Origin of the sequence: Devosia insulae DS-56 (genome assembly GCF_000970465.2) — a bacterium.
Taxonomy (GTDB): Bacteria; Pseudomonadota; Alphaproteobacteria; order Rhizobiales; family Devosiaceae; genus Devosia_A; species Devosia_A insulae.
In genome coordinates this window covers 1-11670 of record NZ_LAJE02000217.1, presented here as the reverse complement: position 1 = coordinate 11670, position 11670 = coordinate 1, and the positions used below count along the sequence as shown (strand labels likewise).

Sequence of the window (11670 nt, the reverse complement as noted above, 5' to 3'; positions counted from 1 at the left end):
CCTCAAGGGGGAGGGGAGCTAGCGGCCGGTGCGTGAGAACGCTAAAGCAACCCGCCCAGCCCCAGGCTCACGCCGACGCCGCCGACATTGACCGAGACGCCGTTGCCGCCGCCGACATTGACCCCGACATTGGTGCCGCCGACATCCACGTCCACGGAGGCGCCACCGCCGCCGACTTCGGCGCCGACCCCGACGCCAACCGGTGTGGTGACACCAACCGTCACCCCGCCGGTGCCGACCCCGACACTGGCATTGGTGCCGGCGACGCCGACTCCAACCGTTGTGCCGGCGGCGCCGGTGGTGGTGGGACCTGAGATCACCTGGCCATTGGCGCTGACGACCTGGGTCGAGCTGGCGCCTCGGCCGGTGACGGCAAGCTCGCCTGCCGCCGAGACGGTGGCCTGCTGACCGGCGGGCACCAGTACATGCGCGCCGCTTTGCTGGTCGCTGACCTCGACCTGGCCGCGGGTCACCTTCACCGAAGACTGGCTCTTGCCGGATTTGACGATGAAGTGGGTGCCCTTGACCACGGCGGCGAGGAACGGCGTCTCAACCGCGAAGTGCTGAACGTTTCGCACCTCGGCCTCGATCTCGACCGTGCCGAAATGCTGCTGCACGGTGGTGAAGCGCTTGCCGGTCTTGTCCCTGATCTGGATCTGGGTGTTGCCGCCAAGGCTGATCACCTCGGCATCGCGCTGCAGATCTACCCGGCCGTTGCCGAGGGTGCGGATGACGCGGTCATCGGGCACCACATCGCCGCGCTGCAGCTTGGCCCAATCGCCCGCCACCAGTTGCAGCACCTGGCCGCGCAGTTTCACCGCCACCCAGTCATCGGCAAAGGCCGCCGAGGCAAGGGTGGAGCCCATCGCGACGACGAGCAGCAGCAACGTAAACATCCTGTTAAACATGAGGGGCCTCCTGGCTACCCAATCGCATCTCGGGAGCCATAGGCCGGTCGGGCCGTCGCCGATTCCTTAACGAGACCTCTGTTGTGATCCGCGCGGCGCTCACACTGTGATTAAGCGTAAACGCGTAGGTGCGACGATCGCGAAAATTGCACCTATTGGGCCGGGACGCGGTGGTGAGCAGCTCACAGCCCCTCGACAGCTTCCGCCATTCCGCCTATATCGCGCGCCCTGCCGCCGTTTCACCCGGTGCAGCTTTCGGCACAGTTCTGGAGACGAGAATGGCGCGGACCCAGTGCGGCATGGATTTCGGCACTTCCAACTCCACCCTCGCGGCAGCCGGCGGCAACATGCCGCCGCGGCTGTTGCCGCTCGAGGACGGCAAGCCGACCATCCCCTCGGCGATCTTCTTTTCGTTCGAGGAAGACCGGACGTTTTTCGGCCGGCAGGCGGTGAGCGAATATGTCACCGGCGCCGATGGGCGGCTGATGCGCTCGATCAAGAGTGTGCTCGGGACGTCTTTGTTCAACGACACCACAAGGGTGAAGCGCGACGCGCTGAAGTTCTCCGAGATCCTCGGGCGCTTCATTGCCGAACTGAAGCGGCGCTCGGAGGCTTCGCTCGGCCATGAGATCGAAGACATCGTCTGCGGCCGCCCGGTGCGTTTCGTCGATGACGACGACAAGGCCGATGCCGAGGCGCAGCGCCAGCTCGAGGGCGCGGTGCGGGCGCAGGGTTTCAGGCACATCGAGTTCCAGTTCGAGCCGATCGCCGCGGCGCTCGACTACGAGCAGCAGGTGCGCGGCGAAGAGCTGGGGCTGGTGGCCGATATCGGTGGCGGCACCTCGGACTTCACGGTGATCCGGCTGTCGCCGGAGCGGGCCCGGCGCGCCGACCGCAAGGCGGATATTCTCGCCACGGCCGGCGTCCATGTCGGCGGTACGGATTTCGACCGGCTGCTGTCGCTGAAGAAGGTGATGCCGCTGATGGGCTATGGCACCGAGACGGCGGATGGCAAACGCCCCCTGCCCTCGGCGCCCTATTACGACCTCGCCACCTGGCACCGGATCAATCGGCTCTACAACCAGAAGACCCTGCTCGAGCTGCACTCGACCTACCAGGAGGCGCAGTTCCCCGACCTCGTCAGCATGCTGATCGCGCTGGTCGAGGACCGGCAGGGCCACCGGCTGGCCGGCCGGGTCGAAGAAGCCAAGATCGCGCTCAGCGAGGCGCCGCAGACCGAGTTCCGCTTCGTGACGCGCGACGTCAAGCTCGAGACGCCGATCACCGTCGAGCAGTTGCACGCGGCGCTCGAAGGCGCGACGGGATCGATCGCCGCGGCAATCGGCAGGACGCTGGCGGCGGCGGGCGTGCCCGGCAGCCGGATCGATACGCTGATCCTCACCGGCGGTTCGACCCGCGTGCCGGCAGTAGGCAATATGCTCAGGGCGCTGTTTCCCGAGGCCAGGGCCGTCGAAACCGATGCCTTCGGCAGCGTCGGTCTCGGCCTCGCCCTCGATGCGATGCGGCGGTTCAGCTAGCCTTCAGCTTCCTCCCGCTACGCCTTCTCAAGTGCATACGCGCGCGAGGGGGATTTTCGATGCTGCCGATCCGTTTGCTGCTGTCGGGGCTGGTCGCCCTGTTATTGTTCGCTGCGCCTGTGGCGGCCGCCGAGAAGGCGATCATCATCCTCGATGGCTCCGGCTCGATGTGGGCGCAGATCGACGGCAAAGCCCGCATCGAGATCGCCCGCGAGACGCTGAACACGGTGCTGGAGGGCGTACCCGCGGAACTCGAACTCGGCTTCATGAGCTACGGCCACCGCGAGAAGGGCTCGTGCGACGACATCGAACTTTTGGTACCGCCGGCCGCCGGAACCGGCGCGGCGATCAGTGAGGCGGCTGCGGGGATTACGCCGACCGGCAAGACGCCGATCTCGGCGGCAGTGCAGCTGGCGGCCGAGGACCTCAAATACACCGAGGACAAGGCGACGGTGATCCTGATCACCGACGGGCTCGAGACCTGTGAGGCCGATCCTTGCGCGCTGGCCTCGACGCTCGAGGGCCAGGGCGTCGATTTCACCACCCATGTGGTCGGCTTCGGGCTCACCGATGAAGAGGGCAAGCAAGTCGCCTGCCTCGCCGAGAATACCGGCGGCAAGTACATCGCGGCGGGCGACGAAGAGACACTGACCGAGGCGCTGAAGGACACGGTGGCCGAGGTTGCGGCGCCGGCGGAGCCCGAACCGGCGCCCGCCCCCGAACCCGCCAAGGCCGAGTTCAATTTCGATCCCGATGCGAGCCTCGCCGAAGGCGGCGAGTCGCTGGACGAAGACGCGGGACTGGTCTGGGAGGTCTACAAAGCCAATCCGGACGGCAGCATCGGCGAGTACGTCACCACCGATTACGGCATCAACTGGAAGACCAATCTCGAACCCGGCGCCTATGTGGTGCGCGCCACGCTCGATTTCGCCAAGCTGGAACAGCCGGTGACGATCGAGGCGGGGACGGTGGCCGAGCCACTGTTCGTGCTCGACGCCGGCCGGCTGATCATCCGGCCGCTACCGAACGCCGGCGCCGAACCCGACCCCAATGCCGCGGTGTTCACCGAATTCCCCGGCGGCGCCAGCACGACCAGCTACGGCGAGACCAAGCTCTATGTGCCGGCCGGCGATACCAGGGTTGAAGTGAGCATCGGCAGCGGCAAGGTGTCCGAGCTGGTGCCGGTGCAGTCCGATACCACGGTGGTCAAGGACATCGTCGTCGGGGTCGGCGTCGCGGCGGTCAACGCCTTCTATGTCGAGGGCATGAAGGTCGAGGACGGCAACCTGTTCGAGGAGATCTTCGAGGCCAAAAAGGACCTCCAGGGCAACCGCAAGTCGGTGGCCTACAATTACGGCCCGGACCACAATTTCGAGCTGCCGCCGGGCGACTATGTGCTGGTGTCGACGGTGGGCGGTGCGACGCTGGAAACGCCGTTCAGCATTGTCGCGGGTGAGCGGACCGAGGTCGGCGCCATGCTCGGCGCCGGCGTCGTGGCGATCACCGCGCCGGGCACCGACAAGGTCGAGGTGTTCGGCGCCAAGGCGGACATCCAGGGCAACCGCAAGTCCTTCACCTACGGCTTTGGCGGGGCATTGCAGACCACGCTGACGGCCGGCGACTACCTGGTCGTCGCATCGCCCGCCGAGGGAGCGCCGAAACAAACCAGCATCAGCGTGGTGGCCGGCGAGCGACTGGAGATCACGGTCGAGTAAAGCTCAGGCGGCGCGGTCGCGCAGCTCCTCGAAGCCCGCAGCGTAGAGATCGACGAGCTTGCGGGCACGCTCCATGGCGATGCCACGCCCTTCGCGCAGCAGCGCTGTGGCCTTGGTGGGCAGCACCGCGCCGGTGCCGGGCTCAAGCAGAATGGCATGCCATTGGGCGGCACGCGTCACGCGGATGGTGTAGCCGCGATAGCTATCGTCCAATGCGTAGTCTCCTGCGTAGTTGTACTGGCGCGCTAATGCGACGCTGCACCCAGGGTTCCACTGGCTCAACGCGGCCGTGATCACAACTGCTGGGCGGTGTGAATTGCGGGGAGAACGGGAAACGTGATCGGCAGCGTCACGATTCAGAGGAAATCGTCGCGCTGCGGGCTTCGGCGCCCCCCGCACCCGCGATGACTGCACGGTTCATCGCGGCTTCAGCGGCGCCGGCGCAACCTCCCCGTCATCACGGAGGAGGAACTCCAATGTTCAGGTCATTCATGCTCGGGGTCGTGCTCACGGCGCTATTGGCGATGCCGGCGGCGGCCGCCGAGGTCGAGCTCGACGCCAACGACAGCGGGCAGATCGAATTCGTCATGCCCTCGGGCAATGTCGGCTGCATCGTCACCCCGGAAGGCGGCACTGACGTCTATCAGCCGGAAGACGGCGGTCCCGAGATCATGTGCGACCGGGTCGAACCGGAATATGTCCGCGTCGTGCTCGGCGCCGACAGCGCCGAAGAGCTCGACGAGGTTGGCGACCCCAGCTGCTGCGGGGCCGAGCAGGTGCTGCACTACGGCCAGTGGGCCGAAATTGAGGGCTTCCTCTGCTATTCGAAGAAGACCGGCCTCACCTGCACCACCGAGGACGAAGCCCACGGCTTCAGCATGGCGCGCGCCGGTATCGAGACCTGGTGAGCGGGCGGCCTGGCTTCTCTGATCTGACCGCTTGCCATCCGGCAGCGCTCCAAACTCGGTGTCATCCCTGCGAAAGCAGGGACCCAACTCGCCGTCGCGCAGGTGGATGGATGGGTCCCTGCTTTCGCAGGGATGACAGCCGGTGGGTGGGGCGTGATCGCAACTTAGCCCGCAACGGGGTGACGCTGGGCATGCGAACAAAGGCTCTGCAAATCCCCCAAACTCGGTGTCATCCCCGCGAAAGCGGGGACCTCCGTTTGCGATCGTGCGGCAGGCACCAAAACAGAGGTTCCCGCTTTCGCGGGAATGACCCAGTGGGTGGGGCACGACCCGTATGCGACTTCACGAGGACAGGCTGAAAGCCCCCCTACAAAAAATCGTCGCGACGCGGCGTAAAGCTGTCGATCAGCTTGCCGGCTTCGAGCGCCTTGACCCCGTGCACCAGCCCTGATGGCACGATGTAAGCGCCGCCCTTGGCGATTGTTTCGGTGACGCCGTCGATGGTCACCTCGAACACCCCTTCGGCGACGTAGCTGGTCTGGAGGTGCGGGTGGGAATGCAGCGCGCCGATGCCGCCCTTTTCGAAGGTGAATTCGACCAGCATCAGTTCGGGCAGGTCGAGGATGACGCGGCGGGAGGAGCCATTGAGCTCGGTCTGTTTGCCGTCGCCGGGCTGCGCAAAGAGGGGGGACATTCTGTCACTCACAGTTTGTAGGCCTTCCTGACCAGGTTGTAGGCGAGATCTTTGGCGACTTCGTGGGCTTCGTCCTCATCGAGCCGATGCTCGGTGACGAGGCGGGCGAGGAAGGCGCAATCGACGCGGCGGGCCACATCGTGGCGCGCCGGGATCGAGGGGAAGGCGCGGGTGTCGTCGTTAAAGCCGACGGTGTTGTAAAAGCCCGCGGTTTCGGTGGCCATCTCGCGGAAGCGGCGCATCCCCTCGGGGCTGTCGTGGAACCACCAGGGTGGCCCGAGCTTCAGCGACGGGTAGACCCCGGCCAGCGGCGCCAGCTCGCGCGCGTAGACGCTTTCATCGAGGGTGAAGAGGATGATCGACAGTCTTGGGTCGGTGCCCACCGCATCGAGCAGCGGCTTCAGCGCCCCGACATAGTCGGTGCGCGAGGGGATATCGAAACCCTTGTCGCGGCCGAATTTGCTGAGCATGGCCGGCGAATGGTTGCGCCAGGCGCCGGGGTGGATCTGCAGCACCAGCCCGTCATCGATCGACATGCGGGCCATCTCGGTCAGCATCTGGGCCCGGAACAGGGCGCGCTCGCGGGGCTCGGCCTTGCCGGTGCGCACCTTGTCGTAGAGCTGGCCGGCCTCCTTGGGGAGGAGGTTGGCGGTCTCGGCGGTCGGGTGGCCATGGTCGGACGAGGTGGCGCCGAACTGTTTGAAATAGGCGCGGCGCTTGCGGTGCGCCTCGAGATAGCCGTTCCAGTGGCCGGTATCCTCGCCGGTGATCTCACCGAGCTTATCGAGATTGGCGGCGAAGCCGGCGAAATCCGGATCGACCACCGAATCGGGGCGATAGGCCGGGATCACCCGGCCCTTCCAGCCGCTGCCCTTGATCATCCGGTGCCATTTGAGATCATCGAGCGCCGCGTCGGTGGTCGAGATCACTTCGAGGTTGAAGCGCTCGAACAGGGCGCGCGGGCGATAGTCATCGCGCCCAAGCCGCTCAGCGATCTGGTCGTAGACGGCATCGGCATTCGTCTCGCTCAGCCGCTCGGTGACGCCGAACAGGGTGGCGAAGGTGTGGTCGAGCCAGGATCGGGTCGGCGTGCCGCGAAACAGGTAGTAGTTCTTGGCGAACAGCCGCCAGATTGTCCGGCCGTCGGTCTCTACCGCCGAGCCGTCGGCGGTCGGGACGCCCAGATCCTCGAGGCGGATGCCCTGCGAGAACAGCATGCGGAAGACGTAGTGATCGGGGACGATCAGCAGTTGCGCCGGATCGGGAAATTTCTCGTTCTCGGCATACCAGCGCGGCTCGGTGTGGCCATGCGGCGAGACCAGTGGCAGATCCTTGATCCCGGCATAGAGCGCCTGCGCCAGGCCACGCGCCTTGGGTTCGGCATCGAACAGCCGGTTTTCGTCGAGCAAAGTCATGGTCACACGGTCCTCCGAACCACTTGGTTACTTAGCGCTGGCCCCGATGTCAAAGCCGAGGGCTTGATCCCTCTCATTAGCCCTGCAATGGGTCGACGAGGAGGATTGGCAATGAGCGGCATTATCGAACGGATCGAGCGCGAGAGCGGCGTCGAGGGGCTGGTGGAGATTCTGGCCGAGCGACTCAACCCGTCCGACCTGCAGTCGCTGCTGATCAAGGTGACGCGCCGCCGTGCGGACAAGCGCCGCCCGGCCGAGCTGCTCAAGGATTTTGCCACCAGCCGCTTCTTCGGCGTGGCCCGGCCGGATCGGGCGGCGCTGCTGGCCTGGGAGCAACTGGCGCTCGCACTATGTGAAGGCCGGTTCGAGCCGGTGGAACTGTCGCCGGTGACGCCGCTCGGCGCCTGCTCGGTGGTGGCGACGGTGGACCAGGACTGGTCGATCGGCACGACGCGGCGCGGCGAGGTGGTGTCGGACCCGACCAACGTCCTGGCGCTGGAAGCGGCCCGGCTGCGCCAGGCCGGTGGCGACGACGTGCACCTTGCGGCCAGCCACCGGGTGGTGCGGCCGCAGAACTATGGCGACGGCAAAATGCTGGCGCATTTCCGGCTGTTCGCCCTGGTCAGCGGCGGCCGCGATCGCGGCGGCTACGGCTTCGAGGCTGAAGCGCTGCGCCGGCAGGTGGGGCTGCTGCTCGAAGCGTTCGGGCAGTTCCTGGCGCCGGGCACGGCGCTGCGGCTCGGCTACACCCGGACGTCGGCGCCAAATGTCGACGCCCGGCTCGAAGCGCTGCGCGGCGTCGCCGAGGCCAATGGCGCCGAGCTGTTCGAGGAGGTCGGCCGCGAGGCGGCAGGCGGCTATTATGCCGGGTTCTGCTTCCACATCTTCGCCGGCGACATGCAGCTGGCCGACGGTGGCGTCGTCGACTGGGGCGCCAAACTTACCGGCAACGGCAAGGAGCGCATGGTGATCTCCGGGTGCGGCGTCGAGCGGCTACTGGCGCTGCGGGGCTAGGGCGCACGCATTTTGACCCGCAACGTTCACCGGTTTGCCTTCTCCCCTTGTGGGAGAAGGTGCCCGAAGGGCGGATGAGGGGTCCGCGAAACGAAGTGTAGCGCGCTCGGAGTGTAAGCGACGAGCGACTGGAGTGCGCTGAGAGAACCCCTCATCCGGCCTTCGGCCACCTTCTCCCACAAGGGGAGAAGGTCCGTTCTTCACCGCCGGTATGCTTCAGCCCAGAGGCATAAGCGGGTAAGGGGGAGCACTAAGCCGCCCGCGCCACCGCTTGCCCCTGCAGGTCGCGCAGCCAGAGCTGGCCGCAGGCGGCGTCGATGCGGTTGCCCTGGGTATCGCGCACCACGACCGGGATGCCGGCGCGTTCGAGATGGCCACGGAACTGCATCAGCCTGAAATCGGAGATGCGGCCGAAGCCGAGCCCGTCGACTTCGTTCCAGCGCATCAGGTTGAGCCGCGCCGGCTCGTTGCGGAACATGCCGATCAGCCGGTGGAGATCGGCGTCGCTGTCGTTGATCCCGGGGAGCAGCAGATAGACGAAGGTGACGATACGGTTGTGCCGGCGGGCCCAGCTCAGTGCGCTACCGACCACGTCGGCAATTGCGTGTTTCTTCGCCCCGGGGATCAGCCGACCGCGGGTCTCGTCGGTGGTGGCGTGCAGCGAGATGGTGAGGTTCACGCCCAGATGCTCCTCGCGCAGCGCCTTCAGCCCCTTGGGGATGCCAATGGTTGAGAGGGTGATGCCGGTGGTAGCCCAATCGAGCCCGCGCCGATCCCGCAGGATGCGGATCGCTGCCAGCACATTGTCGTAGTTGTTCAAGGGCTCGCCGATCCCCATGAAGACGATGCGGTTCACCTTCGGCCCGAGCCGCACCACCTGCTCGACGATCTCGCCGGGCGAGAGGTTGCGCTTCAACCCGGCCTGCCCCGAAGCGCAGAACTGGCAGGCGAAAGCGCAGCCGACCTGCGACGAGATGCAGGCCGTGAAACCATCACGCCGGCGGATCAGCACGGACTCGACGGCATAGCCGTCACGCAGCCCGAACAGGTGCTTTTCGGAGGTGCCGCCCAGTTGCCGGTCACGACGGGTCAGGGCGCGTGGCGCAATGCCGTGCGCGGCGGCCCATCGGCGTAGCGGCCTGGGGAGATCTTCGTGCGGCGAGAACAGCTCGCGATAGCTCAGGCGCGGGCCGGGTTCGAGCGCATCGAAGGCGGCGGAACTGAGGTCGAGGGCGAAGGGCTTTGGCTGCATCCATTATTTATAACTGACATGTAGGTTATAAATCAAGACGGCGTACTGAAGCAGACGGCCCCCTCCCATCCTCCCCCTTCAAGGGGGAGGTGCCCCGCCGGTTCATTTGGCACGATCGAACACAGAGCCTCGACTCTTCACCTCCCCCTTTATGGGGGAGGCCGGGAGGGGGCCGCCTCTATCAGTCGACGCCTCCTACTCCAGCGGCGCGCCCGGATAGAGCCGCTCGATCACCTTGCGTGTCTCAGCCTCGGTGTACCCCGCAAGCGTCCCCTGCGGTTCGACCAGCCAGAGCATGCAGGCGCCCTGGATCACCATCTGGATCAGCGCCGCCGACTCGGCCCGATCAGGCGTTTGCGGCAGCCGCTCGACGATCGCCGCCCGCACCAGCTGGTTGCGTTCGCGCGCCAGGGCGTTCAGTTGCGGGTCGTTGACGTCGCCCCAGGCGAGCAGCAGGTAGCCGGCAAAGCCCTCGCCCGAGCCCATGCCACTGATCAGGTCACGCAGCATGGCCCAGAGCGGGATCAGCCCCCGCTCCCTCGGCGCGGTGGCGAAGTAGTCGCGCACCTCCTGGGTCGAGCGTTCCAGGGTTTTGAGGTGCAGCGTGCGCTTGTCGGAAAACCGCTGGATCAGCGCGGCGCGGCTCAACCCCACTGCCTCGGCGACATCCGACAGGGTAAAGCGCTCCGGCCCCAGCCGCAGCATGGCAGCATGGGTGGCATCGAGCACCTGGTCGTCGGAGACAAGTTTTGGGCGCGGCATGGGGATTGATAACCGGCGCGGCGGTTATGCGCCACTCTTCAGCTGGTTATCCCGTACCTTCGCGCCATCCTGCTGATATTGGTGACGACGCGGCTCCTGAGCTCCGGCGGGCCCAGCACCTCCACGTCGTCGCCGATCTTGATGAACTCGTGGCTGGCCCAGCCGACTTCCTCGATCGGGATGTCGAGCTCGCAAAACCCGTCGGCATCGGGCGTGGGCGCCAGGGCCTCAACCGCGCGTCGCACCGTGTCGCTGAGGTCCCTGAGCTTCCGCAACCCGGCGGCAGTGGCGCGCACATGGGCGATGCCGACATAGATGTCGCGCTCGAACTGCTTGGTCGCTTCCTGCCAGTAGGTAGGCAGGTCGAAATCCTTGGGCCGGGTGAAGGTCTGCCCGGTGGGGCCGAGCGCCTGGATCTGCGACAGCCGGTAGGTGCGGCTATTGCCGTCGCGCTGTGCCACGACGTACCAGACGCCGCCCTTCAAGACGAGGCCGAGCGGCTCGATCACCCGGTCCTTCACGTCCTTCCAGCTCTCATAGCGGATGGCGATGCGGGTTTCGCTCCACACCGCCTCGGCGACGAGTTTCAGGAATTCCGGTTTGTGACCGGGCTGAAACCAGCCGCGCGGATCGAGATGGAAGCGCGAGCTCATTCGCCGCGCTTCGGCCTGCCAGTCGGACGGCAACGCGGCGAGCAGCTTCAGCTCGGCCTGTGCGGCTTCCTCGCCGAGGCCGAGTTCCCCGGCCGGGCCGGGCAGCCCGGAAAAGAACAGAGCCCGCGCTTCCGGCGCGGTCAGGCCGTTGAGCCGGGTCTTCCAGCCATCGAGCAGCGCAAAACCGCCATTGCGGCCGGTCTCGGCATAGACCGGCACGCCCGCGGCGCTCAGCTGATCGATGTCGCGATAGACGGTGCGGACGGAGACCTCGAGTTCCTCGGCCAGCGACTCGGCACTGGTCCGCCCCCGGGTCTGGAGGATCATCAGAATGGTGAGGAGGCGACTGGCACGCATAAATCTTCTCTACACCACGAACCCTGACAGCGGGTGTCAGTCTTAGCGGCATAGAGTCGTTTCCTGAAGATTTGAGGGAGACGCGAAATGGCTTTCGAGCAGGTGAAGAGCGAGCGGGCTCGCGATGCGGCAGAGCTGAGGCAGGCGGTGGCCGGCATCAACGTCTTGCGCGCCGACCTACCGGCACGCGGTTTTGGCGCGTGGTTCCGCACCCTGGTGCTCAAACGCTACGCCAACGCCATGCTGAAGCGCACCCTGGGCCGACCGCGGCGCACGCCGCTCGACCAGCTGTCGCCGCATCTGCTCAGGGATATCGGCGTGCCGCCGGATGCGCGGTGAGGGGTGGTATCGAGCACCGGGCCAGCATTGAGTCCCAAAGATACCCCCTCCCTGTCCCCTCCCCGCAAGGGGGAGGGAGACGTCAAAACCACGGTCGGTGAGAGACGAAGACGTG

The 11670-nt window shown here is 66.3% G+C and carries 12 protein-coding genes; 5 read left to right on the top strand and 7 right to left on the bottom strand.

Translation table 11 applies throughout. The features are described 5' to 3' along the window. Window positions 1–41: 41 nt before the first annotated feature. Complete coding sequence (locus tag VW23_RS15530; protein WP_069910456.1) at window positions 42–908, bottom strand: FecR domain-containing protein; 867 nt, start codon at window positions 906–908, stop codon at window positions 42–44. 278 nt (window positions 909–1186) lie between these two features. Here VW23_RS15530 and VW23_RS15525 point away from each other — a divergent pair, with 278 nt between their 5' ends. Continuing rightward, a complete protein-coding gene (locus VW23_RS15525) occupies window positions 1187–2446 on the top strand; it encodes an Hsp70 family protein (protein ID WP_069910455.1) in 1260 nt (419 codons plus the stop codon). A gap of 59 nt (window positions 2447–2505) precedes the next feature. Further along, complete coding sequence (locus VW23_RS15520) at window positions 2506–4161, top strand: vWA domain-containing protein (RefSeq protein WP_069910454.1); 1656 nt, start codon at window positions 2506–2508, stop codon at window positions 4159–4161. Window positions 4162–4164: 3 nt separating this feature from the next. Here the strand turns inward: VW23_RS15520 and VW23_RS15515 are convergent, their stop codons facing one another. Continuing rightward, window positions 4165–4374, bottom strand: a complete 210-nt coding sequence (locus VW23_RS15515; RefSeq protein ID WP_069910453.1) for a hypothetical protein — start codon at window positions 4372–4374, stop codon at window positions 4165–4167. A 263-nt stretch (window positions 4375–4637) separates the two neighbouring features. Between VW23_RS15515 and VW23_RS15510 the strand changes: the two genes are divergently transcribed. Then, complete coding sequence (locus VW23_RS15510) at window positions 4638–5069, top strand: hypothetical protein (protein ID WP_244513605.1); 432 nt, start codon at window positions 4638–4640, stop codon at window positions 5067–5069. A 367-nt stretch (window positions 5070–5436) separates the two neighbouring features. On the opposite strand, the gene VW23_RS15505 is transcribed toward VW23_RS15510, so the two are convergent. Both VW23_RS15505 and uxaC read right to left on the bottom strand, forming a co-directional pair. Beyond that, complete coding sequence (locus VW23_RS15505; protein ID WP_084646187.1) at window positions 5437–5763, bottom strand: cupin domain-containing protein; 327 nt, start codon at window positions 5761–5763, stop codon at window positions 5437–5439. 8 nt (window positions 5764–5771) lie between these two features. Next, on the bottom strand, window positions 5772–7178 hold the full coding sequence (uxaC, locus tag VW23_RS15500; protein ID WP_069910457.1) for a glucuronate isomerase: 1407 nt from the start codon (window positions 7176–7178) through the stop codon (window positions 5772–5774). Window positions 7179–7289: 111 nt separating this feature from the next. Between uxaC and VW23_RS15495 the strand changes: the two genes are divergently transcribed. After that, complete coding sequence (locus VW23_RS15495; RefSeq protein ID WP_069910451.1) at window positions 7290–8192, top strand: hypothetical protein; 903 nt, start codon at window positions 7290–7292, stop codon at window positions 8190–8192. Window positions 8193–8442: 250 nt separating this feature from the next. Here the strand turns inward: VW23_RS15495 and rlmN are convergent, their stop codons facing one another. The 3 genes from rlmN to VW23_RS15480 form a co-directional block, all read right to left on the bottom strand. After that, window positions 8443–9444 carry a 23S rRNA (adenine(2503)-C(2))-methyltransferase RlmN gene (gene rlmN / locus VW23_RS15490; protein WP_069910450.1) on the bottom strand — a complete coding sequence of 334 codons (1002 nt, stop codon included), beginning with the start codon at window positions 9442–9444 and terminating at the stop codon, window positions 8443–8445. A 195-nt stretch (window positions 9445–9639) separates the two neighbouring features. Then, window positions 9640–10206, bottom strand: a complete 567-nt coding sequence (locus VW23_RS15485; RefSeq protein ID WP_069910449.1) for a TetR/AcrR family transcriptional regulator — start codon at window positions 10204–10206, stop codon at window positions 9640–9642. Window positions 10207–10244: 38 nt separating this feature from the next. Next, window positions 10245–11216 (bottom strand): helix-turn-helix transcriptional regulator, encoded by a 972-nt coding sequence (locus VW23_RS15480; protein WP_069910448.1) that lies wholly within the window; start codon window positions 11214–11216, stop codon window positions 10245–10247. An 87-nt stretch (window positions 11217–11303) separates the two neighbouring features. Between VW23_RS15480 and VW23_RS15475 the strand changes: the two genes are divergently transcribed. Then, window positions 11304–11555: a hypothetical protein gene (locus VW23_RS15475; protein ID WP_069910447.1), complete on the top strand. Its 252-nt coding sequence runs from the start codon at window positions 11304–11306 to the stop codon at window positions 11553–11555. Window positions 11556–11670: the final 115 nt, after the last annotated feature.